Origin of the sequence: Adlercreutzia muris, from assembly GCF_008831045.1 — a bacterium.
Taxonomy (GTDB): Bacteria; Actinomycetota; Coriobacteriia; order Coriobacteriales; family Eggerthellaceae; genus Adlercreutzia; species Adlercreutzia muris.
The window spans coordinates 1-18,394 of sequence record NZ_WAJS01000030.1 but is presented as its reverse complement, the minus strand read 5'-3'; the positions used below and the strand labels follow the sequence as shown (position 1 = coordinate 18,394).

General features: G+C 65.7%; 32 protein-coding genes. 3 read left to right on the top strand and 29 right to left on the bottom strand.

Annotated elements, in window-relative coordinates:
* Positions 1-6: 6 nt before the first annotated feature.
* From F8D48_RS09265 to F8D48_RS09130, 28 genes are all read right to left on the bottom strand, one after another.
* On the bottom strand, positions 7-1,164 hold the full coding sequence (locus tag F8D48_RS09265) for a phage major capsid protein (protein ID WP_151431487.1): 1,158 nt from the start codon (positions 1,162-1,164) through the stop codon (positions 7-9).
* A complete protein-coding gene (locus F8D48_RS09260; RefSeq protein ID WP_151431485.1) occupies positions 1,164-1,952 on the bottom strand; it encodes a head maturation protease, ClpP-related in 789 nt (262 codons plus the stop codon). Before F8D48_RS09260 ends, F8D48_RS09265 begins: the two co-directional genes overlap by 1 nt.
* Positions 1,939-3,273: a phage portal protein gene (locus tag F8D48_RS09255; RefSeq protein ID WP_151431483.1), complete on the bottom strand. Its 1,335-nt coding sequence runs from the start codon at positions 3,271-3,273 to the stop codon at positions 1,939-1,941. The genes F8D48_RS09260 and F8D48_RS09255 overlap by 14 nt, the downstream gene beginning before the upstream one ends.
* A gap of 44 nt (positions 3,274-3,317) precedes the next feature.
* Positions 3,318-4,796 (bottom strand): terminase large subunit domain-containing protein, encoded by a 1,479-nt coding sequence (locus tag F8D48_RS09250; protein WP_151431481.1) that lies wholly within the window; start codon positions 4,794-4,796, stop codon positions 3,318-3,320.
* Complete coding sequence (locus tag F8D48_RS09245) at positions 4,789-5,337, bottom strand: P27 family phage terminase small subunit (protein WP_151431479.1); 549 nt, start codon at positions 5,335-5,337, stop codon at positions 4,789-4,791. The genes F8D48_RS09250 and F8D48_RS09245 overlap by 8 nt, the downstream gene beginning before the upstream one ends.
* A complete protein-coding gene (locus tag F8D48_RS09240) occupies positions 5,334-5,639 on the bottom strand; it encodes a hypothetical protein (RefSeq protein WP_151431477.1) in 306 nt (101 codons plus the stop codon). Before F8D48_RS09240 ends, F8D48_RS09245 begins: the two co-directional genes overlap by 4 nt.
* Before the next feature lie 231 nt (positions 5,640-5,870).
* Entirely contained in the window at positions 5,871-6,239 is a 369-nt protein-coding gene (locus F8D48_RS09235; protein WP_151431475.1) for a hypothetical protein, read from the bottom strand.
* A gap of 93 nt (positions 6,240-6,332) precedes the next feature.
* A complete protein-coding gene (locus tag F8D48_RS11685; protein WP_170272788.1) occupies positions 6,333-6,485 on the bottom strand; it encodes a hypothetical protein in 153 nt (50 codons plus the stop codon).
* Between the two features lie 83 nt (positions 6,486-6,568).
* The gene (locus tag F8D48_RS09230; protein WP_151431473.1) at positions 6,569-6,748 is read right to left on the bottom strand and encodes a hypothetical protein; all 180 of its coding nucleotides are present in this window, start codon (positions 6,746-6,748) and stop codon (positions 6,569-6,571) included.
* Between the two features lie 288 nt (positions 6,749-7,036).
* A complete protein-coding gene (locus F8D48_RS09225; protein WP_151431471.1) occupies positions 7,037-8,038 on the bottom strand; it encodes an HNH endonuclease signature motif containing protein in 1,002 nt (333 codons plus the stop codon).
* Complete coding sequence (locus tag F8D48_RS09220; protein WP_151431469.1) at positions 8,031-8,261, bottom strand: hypothetical protein; 231 nt, start codon at positions 8,259-8,261, stop codon at positions 8,031-8,033. The genes F8D48_RS09225 and F8D48_RS09220 overlap by 8 nt, the downstream gene beginning before the upstream one ends.
* Before the next feature lie 369 nt (positions 8,262-8,630).
* Entirely contained in the window at positions 8,631-8,927 is a 297-nt protein-coding gene (locus F8D48_RS09210; protein ID WP_151431465.1) for a hypothetical protein, read from the bottom strand.
* Entirely contained in the window at positions 8,924-9,226 is a 303-nt protein-coding gene (locus tag F8D48_RS09205) for a hypothetical protein (RefSeq protein WP_151431463.1), read from the bottom strand. The genes F8D48_RS09210 and F8D48_RS09205 overlap by 4 nt, the downstream gene beginning before the upstream one ends.
* Positions 9,227-9,550 (bottom strand): hypothetical protein, encoded by a 324-nt coding sequence (locus tag F8D48_RS09200; protein ID WP_151431461.1) that lies wholly within the window; start codon positions 9,548-9,550, stop codon positions 9,227-9,229.
* Entirely contained in the window at positions 9,540-9,932 is a 393-nt protein-coding gene (locus tag F8D48_RS09195; protein ID WP_151431459.1) for a hypothetical protein, read from the bottom strand. Before F8D48_RS09195 ends, F8D48_RS09200 begins: the two co-directional genes overlap by 11 nt.
* Positions 9,933-10,382 carry a hypothetical protein gene (locus tag F8D48_RS09190; RefSeq protein ID WP_151431457.1) on the bottom strand — a complete coding sequence of 150 codons (450 nt, stop codon included), beginning with the start codon at positions 10,380-10,382 and terminating at the stop codon, positions 9,933-9,935.
* Positions 10,383-10,503: 121 nt separating this feature from the next.
* On the bottom strand, positions 10,504-10,710 hold the full coding sequence (locus tag F8D48_RS09185; protein WP_151431455.1) for a hypothetical protein: 207 nt from the start codon (positions 10,708-10,710) through the stop codon (positions 10,504-10,506).
* Positions 10,694-11,449 (bottom strand): hypothetical protein, encoded by a 756-nt coding sequence (locus tag F8D48_RS09180; RefSeq protein ID WP_151431452.1) that lies wholly within the window; start codon positions 11,447-11,449, stop codon positions 10,694-10,696. Before F8D48_RS09180 ends, F8D48_RS09185 begins: the two co-directional genes overlap by 17 nt.
* On the bottom strand, positions 11,442-11,753 hold the full coding sequence (locus tag F8D48_RS09175) for a hypothetical protein (RefSeq protein WP_151431450.1): 312 nt from the start codon (positions 11,751-11,753) through the stop codon (positions 11,442-11,444). Before F8D48_RS09175 ends, F8D48_RS09180 begins: the two co-directional genes overlap by 8 nt.
* An 18-nt stretch (positions 11,754-11,771) precedes the next feature.
* A complete protein-coding gene (locus tag F8D48_RS09170; RefSeq protein WP_151431449.1) occupies positions 11,772-11,957 on the bottom strand; it encodes a hypothetical protein in 186 nt (61 codons plus the stop codon).
* Between the two features lie 16 nt (positions 11,958-11,973).
* The gene (locus F8D48_RS09165; RefSeq protein WP_151431447.1) at positions 11,974-12,930 is read right to left on the bottom strand and encodes a site-specific integrase; all 957 of its coding nucleotides are present in this window, start codon (positions 12,928-12,930) and stop codon (positions 11,974-11,976) included.
* Positions 12,896-13,234, bottom strand: a complete 339-nt coding sequence (locus tag F8D48_RS09160; RefSeq protein ID WP_151431445.1) for a hypothetical protein — start codon at positions 13,232-13,234, stop codon at positions 12,896-12,898. The genes F8D48_RS09165 and F8D48_RS09160 overlap by 35 nt, the downstream gene beginning before the upstream one ends.
* Positions 13,235-13,264: 30 nt before the next feature.
* Positions 13,265-14,584 (bottom strand): tyrosine-type recombinase/integrase, encoded by a 1,320-nt coding sequence (locus F8D48_RS09155; protein ID WP_151431443.1) that lies wholly within the window; start codon positions 14,582-14,584, stop codon positions 13,265-13,267.
* On the bottom strand, positions 14,585-14,791 hold the full coding sequence (locus F8D48_RS09150) for a hypothetical protein (RefSeq protein WP_151431440.1): 207 nt from the start codon (positions 14,789-14,791) through the stop codon (positions 14,585-14,587).
* 159 nt (positions 14,792-14,950) lie between these two features.
* Positions 14,951-15,214 carry a hypothetical protein gene (locus F8D48_RS09145; RefSeq protein ID WP_151431438.1) on the bottom strand — a complete coding sequence of 88 codons (264 nt, stop codon included), beginning with the start codon at positions 15,212-15,214 and terminating at the stop codon, positions 14,951-14,953.
* Between the two features lie 259 nt (positions 15,215-15,473).
* On the bottom strand, positions 15,474-15,860 hold the full coding sequence (locus F8D48_RS09140) for a hypothetical protein (protein ID WP_151431436.1): 387 nt from the start codon (positions 15,858-15,860) through the stop codon (positions 15,474-15,476).
* Positions 15,857-16,075, bottom strand: a complete 219-nt coding sequence (locus F8D48_RS09135) for a hypothetical protein (protein WP_151431428.1) — start codon at positions 16,073-16,075, stop codon at positions 15,857-15,859. Before F8D48_RS09135 ends, F8D48_RS09140 begins: the two co-directional genes overlap by 4 nt.
* A gap of 12 nt (positions 16,076-16,087) precedes the next feature.
* Positions 16,088-16,309, bottom strand: coding sequence for a helix-turn-helix transcriptional regulator (locus F8D48_RS09130; protein WP_257475566.1), 222 nt, complete (start codon positions 16,307-16,309; stop codon positions 16,088-16,090).
* Between the two features lie 133 nt (positions 16,310-16,442).
* On the opposite strand from F8D48_RS09130, the gene F8D48_RS09125 reads away from it, so the two are divergent.
* Positions 16,443-16,631, top strand: a complete 189-nt coding sequence (locus F8D48_RS09125; RefSeq protein WP_151431424.1) for a hypothetical protein — start codon at positions 16,443-16,445, stop codon at positions 16,629-16,631.
* Here F8D48_RS09125 and F8D48_RS09120 read toward each other — a convergent pair.
* Positions 16,618-16,845 (bottom strand): hypothetical protein, encoded by a 228-nt coding sequence (locus F8D48_RS09120; RefSeq protein WP_151431421.1) that lies wholly within the window; start codon positions 16,843-16,845, stop codon positions 16,618-16,620. The two genes, F8D48_RS09125 and F8D48_RS09120, sit on opposite strands and share 14 nt — an antisense overlap.
* Before the next feature lie 207 nt (positions 16,846-17,052).
* Here F8D48_RS09120 and F8D48_RS09115 point away from each other — a divergent pair, with 207 nt between their 5' ends.
* Entirely contained in the window at positions 17,053-17,457 is a 405-nt protein-coding gene (locus F8D48_RS09115; RefSeq protein ID WP_151431419.1) for a helix-turn-helix domain-containing protein, read from the top strand.
* Positions 17,458-17,461: 4 nt separating this feature from the next.
* A complete protein-coding gene (locus F8D48_RS09110) occupies positions 17,462-18,274 on the top strand; it encodes a DUF3644 domain-containing protein (protein ID WP_151431417.1) in 813 nt (270 codons plus the stop codon).
* Positions 18,275-18,394 lie beyond the last annotated feature (120 nt).

The following is an 18,394-nucleotide window of genomic DNA, read 5'->3' as shown; positions in this document are numbered from 1 at the left end:
ACCCCCTTACTGCTGCTTGCCGGAGTCGCCCTGCGACGGGGTGGTCGGGGTCGTCGCGGCGGTCGGCGCCTTGTCGAGGTCGGTCTTCGACGCGTAGCAGAAGGCGTCGGGGTAGGTGACCTGCAGGGCCGTGGTCTTCTCGGCCAGGATGGACAGCTCGTTCTGGATGAACTGGGCGTTCACGTATCCGACTTCCACGCTCATAGTGTGGACGGGGCGCTTGCGGGCGCAGGTCGCGTCGTACACCAGGATGCCGTCGCAGTCGAAGTCCTCCACGACCTCCATTCCCCAGAGCACGTTGTCCCCCAGGAACTGGTAGAGGCCCGTCTCGGTCTTGTACAGGTCGATGGCCGCCTTGATGTCCGGGTTCAGGCAGACGTGGGTGGGGACTCGGCGGGCCTCCTTCATGACCTTGTTGCGCATGATGCGGATGGCCTCGTAGTACAGCGCCGCCGAGGCCGTGGTGTAGACGAGGATGCCCGCGGTGTTCAGGATGCCGACGATGCCGGTCGAGTTGTTTCCGGTGAGGAACTTGCCGTTCTCCTTCTCGTTCACATCCAGGATGAGGTCGTTCTCGATGATGGTCGCCAGCTCGGCGTAGTCCTTCAGCGTGTCCTTGGACACCGGCACGTAGCCGGCGATGGTCTCCTTGAGGGCCTTGGCGGTCTTCCAGGTGTAGACGACCTTGCTCTTGGTCGCTGACGTCCCGTTGGTGACGCCGCCCCACGTGCCCGGCTCGCCGTACTGGGTCGATCGCTGCTTGAATTCGACGTCGCCGGCGGCCTCAGCGGAGCCGAGCGTCGCGGCGAAGTTGTTGAGCAGGGCCGGTCGCTTGCCGGGGATGGTCAGCTCGGTCTCGGTGGGAGCCGTGACGGTGGTCACGGTCGGGTCGCCCTCTGCGCGGAAGCCGACCTCCAGGCCGCGGAACTCGTCGCGGGCGCCGAGGATCTGCTCGGCGAAGCTCGCGCGCGGTGTCTTCTTGATGCTCGCGCTGCTGCGCAGCTTCTCCTCCTCGTCCAGCACGTGCTCCAGCGTGAGGTCGATCTGCTTGATCTGCCCCTCGACGATGCGGGCCTCGTCCACCTTGTCCTCGTCCATGAGGGCGCGCTGGTTCTCGACGAGCTTGTTGCGCTCTGCCCAGAGCTCTTTGCTGTTGTAGAACATCAATTCTCCTTTCGGCGGTACACGCGGTTGCCGAGAACGATCGCCTTGCCCTCGAACTCGGTGCCGACCATGTTACCCCCGGCGTGAGATTTGCCGGGTTCTCCCACTTCAGTGACGTTTTCTCCCTTCGAACCGTCAGCCGCCGGCGGGACTGCGGCGTCCGTCTCGGGACGGCGCCCGGACGCGTACACGCTCTCGGGCACGTTGAGGAACCGGGCGGCGATCGCCGGCTCGATTCTTGCGGCCACGCGCTCCTCGGTCTCCACCACCTCGTCGCACAGCCCCGCCTCCTTCGCCCCCTCGGCGGTGTACCACGTCTCGGCGGACATCGCATGGGCGACGTCCTCGACGGCCATCCCGGAGCGCGATGCGATGATCTGCGCGATGGAGCCGTCGATGCCCTCCAGGCGGTCGGCCGTGGTGCGCAGCTCGTCGCGGTTGCCCTGGCAGCACGTCCAGGCGTTGTGGATCATCAGGAAGGCGTAGTCGCTCATCGACACGCGATCCGCCATGAGGGCGATGTAGCTCGCGGCGGAGGCGGCGATGCCGTCGACGTGGGCGACGGTCTCCCCCTCGTAGCGGGCGATGGCCCCGGCGATGGCGAAGCCCTCGTAGACGTCGCCGCCGCAGCTGTCGATGCGGATGTCCAGCGGCTTGGGCGATAGCTCGTCCAGCGTCTGCGAGAAGTCCTTCGCTCGGTTGGCGTCCTCGGGGCACCACCAGTCGTCCCCGATGGTTCCGTAGATGTAGACCGTGGCCCTCTGGCCCTCGTTCTTAACCTCGAACATTCATGCCTCCTTTGTCGGTCACTCCGGTCTGGCTCCCGTCGCCCGGGGCCTTGGCGGCGTTCGAGTAGACGGTCACGCTGCCGTCCTCCTCGACGGTGCCGTAGTTGAGCGGGAACAGCGGCTTGTCCAGCACCCCGGTCGGATCCACGTCCTCCAGCTCGCAAATGCGCCTCGGCGTGTAGGCGCCCAGGTAGGCCATCTCGCGGAAGTACTGGGAGCGGGACCGGTCGTCGCCCCGCATGAGTCCCTTCACGTTGAGCTTGGCAGCCTTGTCCCGGTCTCCCATGGAGTCGAGCACCGGCCGCAGCGCGAGCTCGATGGCGCGGGCGTCGGGGACTATGGTGTCGGTGACGTAGTCGATGTTGGACTGCTGGCTCCCCTGATAGGTGGTGCCCGTCTTGTCGTACACCTTCCACGGCGGCACGTTGCAGGCGCGGCACACCTGGTGCAGGATCCACGTCTGCTGTTCGATGAGCGAGGCGTCCCTCATGGTCTGCTGGTCGGTCACCCATTTGGCGCCGGCCGAGAAGATGGGCGCCTTGCCCGCCTCCCCCACGCCGCGCTTGCGGGCGATGGCCTCCTTCAGATCGGCCTTCTCCTGCTCGCTCACGTGATGGCCCTCGGGAATCTCGACGTGCCCGAGCTGGTGGTTGCCGTTGTCGAGCATCGACTTGTAGAAGCGCTCAAGATCGACCGAGAGACCGATCTGCTTGGCGGCCAGGCGCGCCAGGGACTCGCCCTTAGTGCCGGTCTTCGTGACATGGGTCGTCACGGACACCACCTCGTCGGCGAAGTAGCGCCCCGCCGGGTTGTACTTGTCGCCGGAAAGCTCGAAGACAGTGCGCCGCCCCTCCGGGCGCGAGCGGTCGAAGTCGCGGAACACACCGCACAGCACGGGCCACACGGCCACGGGCACGCCGCGCCACCACTCAACGCGCCAGTAGGCGGTGCCGAAGGTGTCGCAGCGCAGCCGGTGCCACGACATGAACTGCGCCGCGGTCATCTCCTCGTTGGCCATCCCGTTGAAGAGCACCGCCAGGGGGTGTTCGGGGAACGACTCCCACTGGCCGGAGCGTGACACCACCGAGAACGGCAGCGACGAGAGCGACCGCGCCTTGGTCTGCTCGCAGGCCATGTAGTCGACCGACATAAGCGCGCCGTATCCGGCCACGGTCGACAGGCCGACGTCCCCGATCTCGCCGACGGTTACGATGCGGGGCCCCTCGTCCGGAACCGGCTGCGGCTCGGCCGCCGGCTGCGCCTCTGCCCGGTAGCCGGGCTTGAGGTCGGCCCCCGTTATGAAATCCATGATGCGGCCCAAGTCTTCCTCCTTTGCGTCGCGAGAATCCTACCCCCCGCGTGAGATCAGTCGTTCAGCGCGACGTAGTGCTCCCTGCCCGCCACCAGCTTGTCCCAGGCCAGAGACGCGATCGCCAGGGCAATGGCGGCGTCGATCTTCCTCTTCTTCGAGTCCTTGCCGAAGCGCGTGCCGTAGGGCTCGCGATCCTCCTCGACGCAGTTCGCCAGGTGCTGCTTGAGCTTCGGGCACTTCTTCAGCCGAAGCTCCTTGCTCTTCACCAGGTGCTGGACGATGGCCGTCGCCTGGCACATGGTGGCGTTGTTCTGCGCGAAGGCCGTGGTCTCGATGCCGTAGGTATCCCGCAGCTGCGAGTCCATCACGATCATGCGGTTGGGATCGATGGCCACCACCTCGGGCCAGTGCTTCTGGCAGAGCCCCGCTACAAGTTCCATGATCTGATTGAGCGGGTAGTGCCCCGTGTCCTCGTCGGGCGTGTCGAACACCCATTCCTTGGTGCACGAGTAGCTCTTCCCCTTCTCGTCTTTGCGCTTCTGGTAGGCGACGATGGCGTAGCAGTCGCCGGAGGTGGCGCCGTCGATGCCGAGCGTGTAGGCCTTGTCGAAATCGAAGTCGTTCTTGCGCCGGACGAGGGCGTTCAGCTGGCGCGCGGAGAAGCAGCTGTACTCGTCCTTCTTCCCCGGGAACCGGTTCGCGGTGTAGCGCTCGAACGAGCGCTTGGACGTGGCCGTGTTTCGCTGGTCCTCGATTGACTCCCAGTCGATCCATGACGCGATCATGAGCTTCTCCCACGCCCGCGGGTCGTCGATGTCGTCCTTCTCGTCGAGCCCCAACCAGTAGACGTACATGCCGGAATCCTTGTCGGCCTCCTGCAGCACGTCCCATAAAAAGCCCTCCTGGGCGTCGGCGGCCGTGGTGATGCCGATGGCGAGCGGGTTGGTCTTCGCGATGGACTTCTGGCCCTTCAGGCCGGCGTCCCACACCTTGCTGTCCTTGTAGACGTGCATCTCGTCGAACACGAGCACGTTGAAATGCCAGGACTCCAGGGCGTCGGCCTTGTTCGGCAGAACCATGATGCGCGCCCCGGTCTCGCGGTGCGTGATGACCCTGGTCCCGATCTCCCACTGCTTGGCCCAGGTGTCGTTCAATTTGATCATGGTGGCGATCTTCTCGAAGATGTTCTTCACCTGGTCCATGCTGGACGCCACCACGCCGTACTGGCCGTTGTGGCGCACCTCCATGGTCGCCACGGTGAGCACGATGGCCGCCGCCGTCTCGGTCTTGCCGTACCCCGACGGAAGGCCGATGATGGCGCGGCGGTGCGTGCGGCGCCACCGGCCGCCGCGGACCTCGCCGCAGGCGAACAGGGGCAGCCAGATGTTCTCGCGCTGGAAGGGCTCCAGGAGGAACGGCGTGCCGTAGTACTCGTCGTTGGCGACGTGCTTGCACATGGAGGACATGCACCGCTCGTAGTCGCGCGCCATCACCAGCCCTTCGGGGCTGTACTCGGTGGGGGTCCTATACATCCTCGACCTCCACCACCTCGGCCTCGCCGTCCGGCAAGAGCTTGGCGTAGGCCGCGTCGATGGACTGGAACATGGCGGCGGTGTCGGCGGCGGTCTTCACGGTCACGGCGTCCATGAGCCCGATGCGCGACCGGGCCAGGGGCGACAGCCCCAGCTGGTCCGACAGCGCGCGGATCTCCGTCGAGCACGTCTTGAGCACCGACACGCCCGGGTGCTTCCTCGTCACCGGCGTCCCCGGCTCGCCGTCCTCGCCGCCCTTCTCGCCGACCTGCTCCAGGGCCCGTATGGCGCCGTACTCGCCGGCCATGTCCTGCTGCACCTGGGCGGCGAGCGCGTGCCAGTAGACCAGAAGCTTCAGCGTCGGGATGTCCGCCTCGCTGAAGTTGTTGACCGGCGGCGCGATGAGCGACCATATCTCGCTCTGTACGAGGTCGGCGGCGACCTCCGGCGGCATGGCCACGCCGCGGCGCTCCTCGGCGAGCCCGTATCGATCCTTCAGCCCGCGCCGGATGGCGCCGTCCTGCGGCTTCCGGCCCTTCATAGGCCCTCGCTTCTAAGGGCGTCCTCGATCTTCGATGCCGCCGCCGCGAGCGACAGGCACAGAGGAGATGGGGTCAAAAGCGACGCCCGCGACAGGTCGGCGGCCGACTCGTGGGCCCGCTCCACGACGCCCACCACCTCGTCGGTGGTCATGAGCGCGCCCGGCGCCGGCGTCGCCGGGGCCTTGCTCGGCGGGCACGGGTACCCCCGGTGCGCCCGCGACCGGCAGGTGGGCGAGCAGTAGCGGGCCGTGCTGCGCCTGGCGGCGAAGTCCCGCCCGCACACCTCGCATTTCCGTATCACTGGCCCTCTCGCCTCCTCGCGCCGTCGCGTATCTCTACGGGCACGATGTTACCTCTGGCGTGAGATTTAGCGTTGCCGCCGCCGTCCCGCTAGCGTTGCGGAGGGATTTTCGCGGCTCCCGCGGCGGCCCGGAATCGCCCAATTTCGTGCTCGCGGAAAGGAGGGAGGGCGCGCGGGGAATGGGTTTCCCCTTCCTGATTTTGGAAGGGGTTAGGGGGGTCAGTCGGGAGGCTAGCTCGCGCGCCTCCTGCGCGCGTCGAGGATCGCGTGGCAGCTCTTGCAGAGCAGCGTCAGCCTGTCGTGGCCGCCGCCGTCGCACAGCGCGTCCTCGTGGTGTATCTCGCCGCCGTAGTCGGCGCACATCCAGCGCCCGCCGACCTTGCGGGCGCACACGCGGCCGCACCGCTTGCACAGGCCGCGCTGCGCCTCCATGACCTGCTGGCGAGCGCGCCGGTACTCGGCATCATTATAGCGCTTGCGCCAGGGCTCGCGCTCGGCGCGGGTGGCGTCGGCCGCCGTTGGGCGGCGCTTGCGCGGCTGGCAGCGGCAGCGCTGGCCGCGCGGGTGCGAGCCGCCGCAATGAGGGCAGTACTGCATCATGGCTGGTCCTCTCTTGCGCCCGGCTCGCGCGTGGTTGTGGTATCCTATAAAAGCCCCGGGCCGAGGATTTCTCCTCGGCCCGACCCATTCTTGCTACTCTCCGGTGATGGCCTTGATCGTCTCTTCGTTGATCTCCTTGGCTTCATCGAGGCTCTCGGCCTTCTTGATTCGCTCAAGCTGGATGAGCAGCAACCTCTTGAACGTTTCGAACTCTGTCGGGTTCATATCTTCGTTCCTTTCGTCCATGGCAAGGCTCCTTTCTCCTTACCTGATGACTATATTATATTATAGATTCATCAGGTAGTCAATAGATATTTAAGATATTCTGGTTACTTTTTCGCTTCCATGTCGGCCCGGATCAGGCCCTTGATGTACTGGGTGACGTTCTCCTGGGCCTCCAAGTGCTCTATCACGTCGGCCTCGTTGTCCTTGTGGAACTGGATGGTGAACCGCCTCGTGTGGTTCTTGATGTACTTGGCGACGGCCGCCGTCTGCGCCGGTGTGGCCATGGATCCTCCTTCCTCTGATATATAGTCTAATTATATCATCCCCTTGCACCACATTTCCAATGCGCGAAGGCGGGGCCGGAGGGCATTCGAGCCCAGATCGGCACCGCCTTTTACGCTCCTTCTCTTTCGATCGCGCTGCGCGGCCGCTGCGCTACGGCCAGAGCCTGCGCCCGCGCCTGAACACCTCGCGGGCGCAGTCGAGGCAGACGATGGCCAGGCCGCTCTCCGTGAGCCGGTTCTCGCCGAACTTCGAGACGGGCCTGACCCTCATGCAGCAGGGGCACCGCTTCACTCGCGGCCTCGGCGCTCCTCCTCCCTCTGGCGGGCGGCCGTCCTCTTCGGGCTCCTCGCTATGCACTCCGGGCACCTCCTCTGGTTCTTCTGGCTGCGGGGGAACGTCCTGCCGCACACGGCGCAGACGGTCGGGGCCTTATCCCCACGGTCGCCCCTGGCCCCGCGTCCCGCGGCGATGCAGGCCGGGCACGTCGCAGTGCGGCCGCCGTACCTGCGCTGCTCCGCCGTCTCGGCGAACTCGGCACCGCACACGGCGCATTTCCTGGGGATGCGGCTCTCCGCGTCGTTGATCGCGACCGCCAGGGACCGCTCCGCCGCCACCGCCAGGAACTCCTCGCGGCTCTCCCACGTCGCGCCCTCGCCCCGCAGCTGGTTGACGGCGCCCATTGTGCGGCGGGGTATGGCGACGAGGTTTTCCGGGTCGCAGTTGCAGCTGTCGCCGTCGACGGCATACACCACGTACCCGTCAGGGACCGGCCCCCACGCCTCCTCGTAGGCGATGTGGTGCTTGAAGCGCCAGTTGTCCTTGCTCATCGGCACCGTCGCCCTTTCGGCAACCTTGACGAGGATGCCGCCCTTCGTCCTGCGCTCGTAGCCTATCGGTCGGGCGGGGCGGCCGCCGCAGCCATCCTTCGTCTGCAGCCCGTTGCGGGCGCGGAAGATGTTGATCTGCCCCCTGGTGAGCCAGATGCCGAAGCGCTCGTGGAAGGCGGCCGCCACGTCATCATGAGGCCGTCCGCCGTCGTGCTCCAGCATCCACTCCTCCATCTCGGGCTCGCAGGACCAGCGGATGGTCGTCTCGGCGCGGCGGCCGCGGAACTCGGGATCCTGCCGAAGCTTGCGGAGGCCGAGCTTGTGGGCCCTCACGTACAGCGTTCTCTTCGACGGCCGCCACCCGAACTCGGCCTCGAAGGCGTCCAGGGTGTCGTAGATGGTGCCGTGCGCGTAGTTCTCGCGGAGCCACGCCTGCTCGGCCTCTGGCACCCTGCTAGGCACCGAGGAGCCCCTTCGGCACCTGGACGGCCTGGCCCTGGGCGGTCATCTCGCGGGATGCGCTCACCATCAGGTTGCCGTTGGCGATGACGGTCTGGCCGAGCTCGCGCAGCGCCTTGGCCCGCCCGATCTCCTCCTGCAGGTCGTCGCCGTCTGCCGCCTCCAGGCGGTCCATCTCCGCGAAAAGGCGCTCGTTGAGTCCGTACAGGTTGTTCTCGAAAGTCATGTCGATCGTTCCTTTCATACGTGAATCTTGCATTACATTTCCAAAGCGGCGGCGGCGTCCGATGGGCGCGCCGCCGCAGGTCATCGGTCGTTTACGGTCGGTTATCGCCCGTCCGCTGCTGCGCGCCCGCTGCGCCATCGCCGCCCGGCGCCTTTCCGCGCCATTTGGGCGTCCGGCGGCCGCGCCTGGAGGTCAGGTGCCACTGCCGGCACAGCGGGCATCGGTAGACGTGCAGCCCGTGCTTCCTGGCGGCCCGCTTGGCCCTGGCCCGAGTCGGGTACCGGCACTTGCGAAAGCACATCCTCCAGGCGTCCACCTCGCGCCCGCGGCTGTCGAGGACTTTGAGCCTCACGCGCCCGTCACTACCGGTCACTCCTCCACCTCCAGCTCGTCGAGTTTCCCACTCATGACGAGGATGCAGGCGGCGACGGCGATGTTGATGAAGCAGAACGGCAGCTCGTCGAAGCTGATGCCCTTGCCGCGCTGACCCGCATCCATCTGTCCCGTGGCGGCCGCCAGGGTGGCGCAGCGATCCCGCAGCGACTCCCGCACGTCCTCGGTGAACCTGGGGCGCTCCTCCATGCGCAGGAAGGCCATCATCGCCCTGAACGAGTCCACGGCAACCTCCGATGCCCCCAGCGGGTCGCTGCGCTCCCAGCGGGTCATCTCTCGTACCTCTCGGGGTGGCGCCAGTAGCGGCGGCCGCACACCGGAGAGCAGAACACCGTGCGCTTGTCGGCGGGGTCGTCCACCACCACGGGCGCGCCGCACGTCCTGCAGCGGAACTCGCGCGGCACCGGATGCTCCTTGACGCAGGCCCGGTGCACATAGGAGACCTTGCGGCCCTTCAGCATGTCTCCGTACTTGGCCGCGCGGCATACCTGAGACTTGTCGCAACCCAGGGCCACGGCGGCGGCCGTGACGGAGCCGTACTTCCGACCGCCAACCCATACCTGCCTGGCCATCTATACCACCCCCATCCGGTCGAAGTCCCTCATGTAGTTGGCGAGGCGGATCCGGTAGCCCTTGGCCTCGGCGCTGTCAGGACCGGCAAGGGAGACGATGGTGGCGTACATGTCGCGCGCAACCTTGGGCAGAGGGTCTATCTCCATCGTGGAGAACGTGCCGGCCCCGCCGAACTGCGCCATGACGTGCGCCGCAAGGTCGTACTCCCCCTGGTCGTCAAACCAGCGCGCGAGCTCGCGGGCCTCGTCCTTGAACGCCACCTCCTCGTCGTTGTAGGCCCGCACCAGGCCGATGGCGATGCTCTTGAGGCTCCTACCACTCATCGAGCGTCACCCCCAGCTTGCGCAGGCGCCTGCCGAAAGCATCCACCCGCTCGGGGACGATGGTCCAGTTTTGAGTCGCGATGCCGAGCGCCCACACCCACATGTCCCTGGCCACCGCCTCAAGGGTGTCGGACGGCTCGTCCTGCTCGCCGTTGCTCACGCAGTAGAAACAATCGCCAGAACGACCCTCCTTGTCCGGCACCTCATAGGCGCACACGCAGAAGCTATCGCTGGCTTGATTGCATGGCATGAGGTCGTCCAACCCGCACCCGCATCCAGCGTCGGGGTTGCACAGCCCGTCGTAGCCGTTCGCGCGCAGCCACTCGGCCACCATCTCCCCGGTGGGGGTGCCGTCGCGACTCGTTTTCAGATTATCGGCCATCTATCCCACCTCCACGAACAGGTCTTCGGGGCCGCAGCTGTCGGGGCCAATGCCTCCGTCGTCGCGTATGAACGCGCAGTGGCCGTTGCAGTTGAACGATCCGTCCTGCAGGATCACGCCGCGGAGGTAGGCGACGCGCACCTCGGGGGCGTCGCCGCGCTCGTATGGCCGGATGACCGGATGGAAAGCGGCGCGCGGGGGCTCCTCCCCGGCGACGTGAGCGGCGATCAGCTGCTCGCGCGTCGGGCCGCCCATGACGGCGTTCCACTCGCCGTAGCAGCTTCCCGACGTGCTCTGGCGCGTGCGGATGCCGCAGTTCGGGCACTCCAGGCGCGTCGCCTGGCCCTGGTTCTCCTTGAGCAAGGGGGCCACTCCGCAGACGCGGCAGGGCGCCATGTCCTCCAGGTCGAAGTAGCCGATAGTCTCGCCCCCGATTTCCGTGAAACGCATCTTGGTCTCCTTTCGTTGGATCGCAGGCCCTACATCAGCCTGCTCTGCTCGTCGATGATCGCCACCACCAGGACGGCCGCGATCGCCAGCGCCCCGGCGACGCACACCCTGCCGAGCCGCCTCATCGCTCACCCTCCAGCCTCGCGCCGTGGTGGCAGTAGCCGTGGCGGGGAACCTTGCGGTGCCACCACTCGCAGAAGCTGCAGCTGCTTCCGACCCGGAACCACCGGCAGTCGCCGCAGCGGACGACCTCGGTGGTGCGCCCGCCGGATACGGCCTCCGGGTCGATCACGCCCTCCTCGGCGATGAACTCACGCAGCATGGGCACCTCTCTTCTCCCACACGGCGCCGCACGCATGGCAGGCCATGAGGTGCTCGCCCTTGGGCTCGACCCGATCCTCGGATCCGCACTCGGGGCAGGCGTTCGGGTTTTCAACCGGCTCATGGAAATCTGGCCTGGCCTCAACGTTCCCAGGAGTAATTTCTTCTTCTCCAAAAGGAGAAGAAGAAATTACTTCCTTACTTCTTTCTTTACTTGGCGGCACTTTGGTGGTTAATTGTGGGTAAGTGGTGGGGGCGTCCTCCATTTCCACCCCATTCCCGATTGTGGAAACACTGTTTCCGATTGTGGAAAAAGTACTGGGGAAGCAGGGTGGAATATGTGGGTTAGTGATGCCCCACAGTTGATAACTCCTACTCGTGAAATAGTCGGTGCGGGGGCCGTCCTTAAGCCCCTCGGGCGGCTCCGGAACGGTCGTCTTGGAGGGGTTCTTGATGGTCTGGTAGGTGAGGAAGTTGGGCACGCTGATGCACACGTCGCCCTGCGCCTCGTAGGCCTTTATGCACCCCACGTCCTCAAGCTCCGCGAGCCACACCATGAGCATGCGCGGATCCAGATCGTCGTAGGGGAACAGCTGCTTCTGCAGCTTGCGCTCGTTGAACTTCATGTTCCCCTTGTCGTCGGCCATGACCCACAGCCCCACGAACACGAGCCGCGCGTCGCGCGTGCACTCGGCGAGGCTGCCGGAGTCGAAGAAATCCGGCTTTATCATCCGCTGCCTAGGCATCTTCGGCACCTCCCCCGAACACGCGCCCGGAGGGCTCGGCGTTCCACTCGTAGTTGCCAGCGCTGACGGGCACGCTGCCGCAGCCGGCACAGTCGCCGAAGTCCTCGCCCTGGCACTCCTCGCACGGCGACGACGCGAGCGATTCCAGGAGCGCCGCCTTCGCGCGGGCGTAGAACTCCTGGGCAAATCGCGACCGCGTCGGGTTTTCCTTCTCGGCGAGTTCGAGCGCCACGGCTATCTCGATCACCTCGCCCGCGCTCAAGGGGACGAGGGCCGTCCACTCCCCTTGCTTCGTTTCTCCCATTTCCGGCTCCTTTCCCATTCAGCGAATGCTGCAGTCCTCGGCGAGATCCACGCGGCGGCCGCAGCCGTAGCAGTACTCCGGGTCTCCGGCCTCGAGCTGCCTGGGCGCGAACACCTGCTTTCCGCATTCCGTCTCGTAGTGGCACTGGCCCGTCGTGTCGTGCAGCCGGGTCCATATGCACGGCCGATCCTTGCTCTCTTCCATGTCTTTCTCCTTTCCGTCAGAGCAGCGTGGCCATGGAGCGCATGATGGCGTCCGTGTCCTTGCTCTCCAGTTCCTTCACGACGTGCAGGTAGACCTTCTGGGTGATGTCGATGGACGCGTGGCCCAGCCTTCTCGACACGCTGGCGATGGACACGCCTGAGGCCAGCAGCATCGAGGCGTGGGTGTGGCGCAGCCCGTGGAATCCGATGACGGGCACCTCCGCCTCCTTGCACCTTCTGGCGAGGACCCCGTTGACCGTCGAGTTGTATATCGTGCAGTCCTTCGGCACGAATATGGGATCATCGGGCGGCATATCCTTCGTGAGCACCGACAGGCGCCCGACCATCTGCCAGTCGATGGTGACCTTGCGGACCGATGATCCGGTCTTGGTCGGCTTGAACCCTCCGCCGCCCTTGTAGTCCCACGTCTTGTCGACGTTGAGGAGCTGACGCTCGAAGTCGAAGTCCGCCGGCGTCAGCCCCAGCACCTCCGCGAAGCGCAGCCCGGTCTTGGCCGCGATGAGGATGCACCAGTCCCAGTTGTGCTCGCCGTCCAGCTTCAGCACCCGCAGCAGGCTCTGCAGCTCGTAGACGCTGAGGTACTTCTGCTTCTTCTTCCCCGGCGGCTTGCCCTTAAGCACCACCTTCCTGGTCGGGTCGCGCTCAAGCAGCCCCTCGTCCAGGGCGTCCAGCAGCGCGCCCTTCAGGCAGTGGTGGAAGTCCGTGACGGTGGCCTTCTCGTGGTCGACCGCGTAGGCGTTGATGATGCGCTGGTAGGCCATGCGGTCGAGGTCGGCGAGGCGCAGGTCCGGCGCGATCTCCCGCAGGCGCTTGAGGGCCATGGTGTACTTCCCGAGCGTGACCCTCTGCACGGCGCCCACCTTGTAGGTGGCGATCCACTGCTCGTACCAATCGGCAACCAGCGCCGAGGACGGCCCACTAGATGATGGTGCGGATGAACCCTGTGTACTCATTCGACTTCTCACCCCTCTCGTTCACCGCGCACAGCCCGGCGGCCTCCCACCAGTTCTCCGGGTCCCTCCTCAGGACCCCTGCCCCGTCCAGGACGAGCCTCTCGCATAGGAGCCACCCCACGTCGAACCGTCTGGACAAGTTGGTCGCCAGGCTGCACGCCCTGTGGCGCTGGTCGTGGTAGTGGGCGAGCGTGAGCACGTCCTCGGCCGCCGAAGAGACGGCGGCCCGGAACTCCTTGGACGCCACGACCCGCCTCTCCCGCTTGATGCGCTCGCGTAGCACGCGGGGCGTCTGAATCGTCATCTATCGGCTCCTTTCCCGTTTTCCCTTGCACTACATTTCCAATTTCCGGCGCTCGAATCGGGCGCACGTTTTGCCCGATAGGGGGCATTTCGGGGCGTACCTCGGGCCATGGCCGCTGCGCGAGCGCTGCGCGACGATGCGGGCGGCCTCCTCGTAGGCCCGGGCCGCCTCGGCGTCGCGCCCCGGCATCACGTGGCCGTAGGTGCCGAGCGTCGTGCGCACGTCCGAGTGGCCGAGGCGCTCCTGCACCGTCCGCACGTTCTCGCCGTGCTCCAAGAGGTAGGTCGCATGGGTGTGCCGAAGCGTGTGCAGGTGCACCCACGGAGGCAGCCCAGCCGCCCGGCACACGTCCTTGAAGCCCTCCGCGATCTCGGTCGGCGTCCACATGGAGCCGTCGAAATGGCAGAACAGCGGGCTCATGTCGCCAGGCAGCGCTCCCGTGGCCCTGTCGATCAGATCCGCCGACGTGACATCCCACTCCGCGAGCACGTCGGCAACGGAGGCGCCCAGCGAGACGTTGCGCTTGCTCGTGGCCGACTTCGGATCCTTGTAGACCCAGCCGGCGCCCCGCTTCCACACCACGTTCTCGCTCACGCGCAGAACCCGCGGCGCATCGTGGTCCTCGTCGTCGGGATCGAAGCGCAGGCTCATCCGGCGCAGGGCGGAAAGCTCGCCGCGACGGAGCCCCGTCCCGTGAGCCGTGGCGATGATGGTCGCGAGGGCCCATGCCTCGAAGTCGTCCTCATCGAGTATCGGCCTCGCCAGCTCGGCGTCCAGCCACGCCACGAGCCGCCCGAGGTCCGCCGGCAGCAGCGGCCGCGCCTCCGGCGACTTGCCGCGCGGCACCTTCACGCCCGCCAGGGGCGAGCCCTTCAGCAGACCGTCGCTCACCGCCTTGACGAAGCAGCCGGAGAGCATCGCGTGGATCTTCTCCACCGTCGCCACCGCCAGGCCCGCCCCGCCGGCCTCCCTGTCGCGCCGCAGCTCGCGGTAGAACCGGGAGAACAGGGCGGCGTCGGCCGACTCCACCGGAACCGAGCCGATGCGCGGCGCCACGTGGCGGCGCTGGTAGGACCGGTAGGCGCTCATGGTGGTGGGGCTCGCCCCGTCGTCCTCCATGTTGCCCAGGTGCCAGTCCAGCAGCGTGCCCACGGTCATGAGCGCCGCGTCGCCCTTGGTGACGGCGGCCCTGGCGTCCACGCGGCGGAGAGCCTCGTCGATCTCGGCCTCGGTGGCCGCGGCGGGCAGGGTCTCGCTCACGCTGAAGGGGCGCCCCGTGTCGGGGCGGATTCCGGCGTAGGCGCGCACCAGGTAGTTGCCGGTGCGGCGATCGGTTGTCACGTAGGCCATCTAGACCGCCTCCCTCTTCTTGCGTTTGCCGTTCTTCTCCTTCCAGAGGAGGTCGGCGGCGGTGCCGGAGAGGAAGTCGCCCTGGAACCCGGCGCGGCCGAGTACGCGGCCCAGCTCCTGGGCCTGCTCGCAGGTGATCTTCTGCTTGACGACTACGACGAAGCACCGGGGCTCATCGACGAACCTCCCGCATTCCGCGGCTCCCACGGCTCACCTCCCTCCTCGGGGGGGTCCACCCCTCGTAGCACGAACGGCAGGCCTCGCCCTCGGACGCGGCGTCGGCGAGGAACCAGCAGCCGCACTGGGGGCACCGCACGAGGCGCATCTGGCCCTCGGCCACCTTTGCGAAATCGCTGGCGCGCATGGCTACCCGCGCTCCCCGGCCACGAGGCGCTGCTGCATCTCCGCCATACGGGAGAGCAGGCGCTCCTTATCGGCCCTCGCGTCGCGAAGCTGGATCTTCAGCTCGGCGTTCTCGCGGAACAGCCGGGCGTGGCTGCGGAACAGCTCGCGCACGTCGGGAAGTGCCCGGGCGAGCTCCTTGCACAGGGCGCAGGCGCAGTCGCGCTGCCCCGGATCGACCTCCGGCACCTGCACCCGGTTGGCCGTGCGGCCCTCGGCGGCGCTCATCGCGCGCCTCCCAGGAACAGCACGATGCTCGCGGCGGCGACCGCGCAGAACACGGCCGCGTCCCCCGCGCGGGGCGCCAGGCGCCCGGCCGCGGCGAGAAGACGCTGGCGCCGCGCGTCGAGTTGGCGTACACTGGGGCGCGGCTTGAGGCGCATGGCCTCTGTCACTTGGGTGCGCGCTGCTTGGCGGCTTGGGCGCACCCTTTTCATTTGGCTCATTTCCGTTTCCCTTCCGTAAAAATCGACTTTTCATTTACCTTTCATGATTCACGGAATTTCCGTAATTCGCGGAGTTTCGCCCGCTTGCGATGGGTGTCCGCGTAGATCCTCTGGCGGTCGCGCTTGATGTCCGCAATCGCCGACTCCTCGGCCTGCAGCTCGGCCCGCACGCGCCGGTTCGCATCGGCCGCCTTGTCGCGGCTGGCGGCGGCGTGGCACTTGAGGCACCATCCCGTCGCCCCGTTCAGCGGCGAGTGGACCACCCGGCCGCACCGGGGGCACTCCCAGGACCGCCGCAGCGACACGCGCAGCCTGCTCGCCTGGACCTGCACCGAGTTCACCGACCGCCCCAAATGGGACGCGACGGCCTCGGCCCCGTCCCCAGCGTGGGCCTCCAAGTACTCGATCTCCCACGGACGCCACCTCACCAGTCGGACCGCACCTCCGAATTCCGCTCGAGCCACTCCATGAGCTCCGGCACGACGACGAAGCCGTAGCGCGTCTTGCCCTTCAGGTAGCGCACCGGCAGGGGATCCTCGGCGCGGCGGGCGAGCGCCATGAGCTTGTCGCTGCGCGTGCCCAGCTGCTCGGCCAGGGCCGTCGTCGTGATGCACACCGGCTGCACCGCGGCTGCAGTTGCCATTTCTCCTCCTTTCTACGCTGCCGACTGCTCGGCCTTATTCCAGCCGCACAGCTTGTCGATGCCGATGCCGTACAGGTCGGCCAGGCTGTACACCGAGCCGATGAGAGGCACGCTCTCGCCCGCCTCCCATTTCTGGACGGCGGCCGGGCTAGCGCCGATTGCGTCCGCCACGTCCTTCTGGCTCATGCGCGCACGAACGCGCTCTGCTCGAAGGTTGTCGGCGAGAACTCCCATGTCAAACCCACTCAAATCGCGTCACCCCCTTTCTCCGCTCTCCTGTCAGCTGATTTGGCGAATACCTGTTCCCGAATACCCCCTCCCGCGGCGGCCTGCTGTACGATTCCTCCCCGAAAGGAGGTGATCAGACATGGACTTCGATGATTTCCTGAAGCAGCTGGACTCCTCGTATGCGCGCGAGGATCTGGCGGAGCGCTACCGGGCGATGTTCAGGGACGGCATGAGCGCCGAGGAAGCGGCGGCCGTCGCCATGGAGTACGCCCGCGAGATCTCGCTCCTCACCGTCGAGGACTACCACCGCTGGTTCATATCGCGGTAGCGATGCCCGACGCCGCGTGGAACACGTCGGCCGCCTTGCGCTGCAGCTCCCGTGTCCGCGACTGGTCGAGCAGGACGGCCACCTTGCCCATGAGCTCAATCTCCTGGGCGGTGGCCGTCCCGGCGTTCACCTTCTCGAGGAACCGGGCGAGCTGCAGCTTGAGCGCGGCGTCGGCCCGCCGGTCCTCCTCCATGGTCTTGCGGTCTGGCATCATGCGCGGCCTCCTTTCCGGCTGCCGCGGGAGGGGGTATTCGGTTTTCACGGTGCGAAAAACGCATTTGGCTTTTACATTTTTAAGACATGACGTATTAAAAACAATTGCAGAATATCACGTTACGTATGAATAGCAAGACTTTTTTAGAAAAATTGTTGAAAGTTTTCTACTTGATGTATAAAATTGTGGTCACCAAGGAGGTGTGCCATGGTAAACGCAGCTTTAAGGAAGCATATTGGCAAACACTTGCAGAAGGCGAGAAAAGACGCCGGATTCAAAAGTGCGCGCTCTTTCGCCGAAAGCGTGGGACTTGAACCAACTACGTACACAGCGTACGAGCAAGGTGCCCGCGCCTTCAACATCGAACAAGCTTGGGAGTTCGCCGAGGCCCTGGGCGTAGGCATCGATGAGCTCGTGGGCCACGAGGCCACAAGAGAGTACGCCGACCCGCGCCAGGAGCAGATGAACGGCTGCTACGAGACGCTGAATGAAGAATCAAAGGAGATCATCGCCGGAGTGGTGGCATCCTTCGCCGCCGACGCCGATCGGCGAACCGTTAAAGATGCCCCGTGGCTTGAGTCTGACGAGGAGCCGATGGAGGGAGTAGCGTAAGCTGATGAACGAAGTTGAACAAAAGACTCACGACAGACTCCTTGAGAAATCGCAGGAGGCTTTTCTCCTGGCGATCGAGCTGTACAATCGGCCGACCATCAGGTACCACGTAGAGGGATGCTCCTTCTTCCTCTGCAACGCCTGGGAGCTGATGCTTAAGGCTCTTATCGTGAAGAGGAGCGGCGAAGAGGCGATCTACTACCCGGACTCGCCCGATCGAACCATATCGCTGAACAACTGCCTCGATGCAGTGCTAAGCAACGAGAACGACCCTCTGCGAGTGAACCTCGAAAAGATCATCGACCTGCGCAACACGAGCACCCATTTCGTGACGGACGAGTACGAGCTTTTCTACGGACCGCTGTTTCAGGTGTGCGTGAAGAACTACGAGGAGAAGATGCGCGAGTTCCACGGCATCGAGATAAGCGACATCATACCGGAGAGCTACCTCGTCCTCTCCGTCAAGCGAGACATCGTGGATCCGGAGAAGATTAGGGCCAAGTACTCGCCGGAAGTCGCTGAGAAGCTCCTCACCATGAACAACTCGGTGGCATTCGCGAACGGTATAGGCGACAGCCCGAGATATGCGGGGTTCTATGACACCAACTTCGTCATCACCAAGAACCCAACCGAGGCCGATCTCGCCGTGAGGATAGACAACGACTCCGACGCCGCGATCACGATAGTCAAGGAAATTCAGAACGTCAAAGACAAATACCCGTTCACTACGAAGATGGCGATAGGCGAGGTTCGCAAAAGGCTTCGGAAGGCCCACGTTGTGATTAAGTACAAGGGCGAGCCCAAGGAGTTGAGTTAAGGCTCAAAAAGTGTGCTCCCCACGATGAGTAACCGCGAGGTCGTGCTCGATAAATCGACGCCGCAAGTTGCTCCGCGCCAACTTCTCACTGGCTCAAAAAGCGTGCTCCCGTAGCTGTTG

Excerpts from the sequence above, each read along its gene's own strand:
- F8D48_RS09180 (WP_151431452.1), bottom strand. The coding sequence starts at position 11,449 with ATGCCTAGGCAGCGGATGATAAAGCCGGATTTCTTCGACTCCGGCAGC.
- F8D48_RS09230 (WP_151431473.1), bottom strand. The coding sequence starts at position 6,748 with ATGGCCACACCGGCGCAGACGGCGGCCGTCGCCAAGTACATCAAGAAC.
- F8D48_RS09190 (WP_151431457.1), bottom strand. The coding sequence starts at position 10,382 with ATGCGTTTCACGGAAATCGGGGGCGAGACTATCGGCTACTTCGACCTG.
- F8D48_RS09130 (WP_257475566.1), bottom strand. The coding sequence starts at position 16,309 with ATGGGAGTTCTCGCCGACAACCTTCGAGCAGAGCGCGTTCGTGCGCGC.
- F8D48_RS09250 (WP_151431481.1), bottom strand. The coding sequence starts at position 4,796 with ATGTATAGGACCCCCACCGAGTACAGCCCCGAAGGGCTGGTGATGGCG.
- F8D48_RS09260 (WP_151431485.1), bottom strand. The coding sequence starts at position 1,952 with ATGTTCGAGGTTAAGAACGAGGGCCAGAGGGCCACGGTCTACATCTAC.
- F8D48_RS09210 (WP_151431465.1), bottom strand. The coding sequence starts at position 8,927 with ATGACCCGCTGGGAGCGCAGCGACCCGCTGGGGGCATCGGAGGTTGCC.
- F8D48_RS09245 (WP_151431479.1), bottom strand. The coding sequence starts at position 5,337 with ATGAAGGGCCGGAAGCCGCAGGACGGCGCCATCCGGCGCGGGCTGAAG.
- F8D48_RS09220 (WP_151431469.1), bottom strand. The coding sequence starts at position 8,261 with ATGACTTTCGAGAACAACCTGTACGGACTCAACGAGCGCCTTTTCGCG.
- F8D48_RS09200 (WP_151431461.1), bottom strand. The coding sequence starts at position 9,550 with ATGAGTGGTAGGAGCCTCAAGAGCATCGCCATCGGCCTGGTGCGGGCC.
- F8D48_RS09135 (WP_151431428.1), bottom strand. The coding sequence starts at position 16,075 with ATGGCAACTGCAGCCGCGGTGCAGCCGGTGTGCATCACGACGACGGCC.
- F8D48_RS09235 (WP_151431475.1), bottom strand. The coding sequence starts at position 6,239 with ATGATGCAGTACTGCCCTCATTGCGGCGGCTCGCACCCGCGCGGCCAG.
- F8D48_RS11685 (WP_170272788.1), bottom strand. The coding sequence starts at position 6,485 with ATGGACGAAAGGAACGAAGATATGAACCCGACAGAGTTCGAAACGTTC.
- F8D48_RS09170 (WP_151431449.1), bottom strand. The coding sequence starts at position 11,957 with ATGGAAGAGAGCAAGGATCGGCCGTGCATATGGACCCGGCTGCACGAC.
- F8D48_RS09110 (WP_151431417.1), top strand. The coding sequence starts at position 17,462 with ATGAACGAAGTTGAACAAAAGACTCACGACAGACTCCTTGAGAAATCG.
- F8D48_RS09125 (WP_151431424.1), top strand. The coding sequence starts at position 16,443 with ATGGACTTCGATGATTTCCTGAAGCAGCTGGACTCCTCGTATGCGCGC.
- F8D48_RS09115 (WP_151431419.1), top strand. The coding sequence starts at position 17,053 with ATGGTAAACGCAGCTTTAAGGAAGCATATTGGCAAACACTTGCAGAAG.
- F8D48_RS09155 (WP_151431443.1), bottom strand. The coding sequence starts at position 14,584 with ATGGCCTACGTGACAACCGATCGCCGCACCGGCAACTACCTGGTGCGC.
- F8D48_RS09265 (WP_151431487.1), bottom strand. The coding sequence starts at position 1,164 with ATGTTCTACAACAGCAAAGAGCTCTGGGCAGAGCGCAACAAGCTCGTC.
- F8D48_RS09195 (WP_151431459.1), bottom strand. The coding sequence starts at position 9,932 with ATGGCCGATAATCTGAAAACGAGTCGCGACGGCACCCCCACCGGGGAG.
- F8D48_RS09145 (WP_151431438.1), bottom strand. The coding sequence starts at position 15,214 with ATGAGCGCCGCCGAGGGCCGCACGGCCAACCGGGTGCAGGTGCCGGAG.
- F8D48_RS09175 (WP_151431450.1), bottom strand. The coding sequence starts at position 11,753 with ATGGGAGAAACGAAGCAAGGGGAGTGGACGGCCCTCGTCCCCTTGAGC.
- F8D48_RS09165 (WP_151431447.1), bottom strand. The coding sequence starts at position 12,930 with ATGAGTACACAGGGTTCATCCGCACCATCATCTAGTGGGCCGTCCTCG.
- F8D48_RS09120 (WP_151431421.1), bottom strand. The coding sequence starts at position 16,845 with ATGATGCCAGACCGCAAGACCATGGAGGAGGACCGGCGGGCCGACGCC.
- F8D48_RS09205 (WP_151431463.1), bottom strand. The coding sequence starts at position 9,226 with ATGGCCAGGCAGGTATGGGTTGGCGGTCGGAAGTACGGCTCCGTCACG.
- F8D48_RS09160 (WP_151431445.1), bottom strand. The coding sequence starts at position 13,234 with ATGACGATTCAGACGCCCCGCGTGCTACGCGAGCGCATCAAGCGGGAG.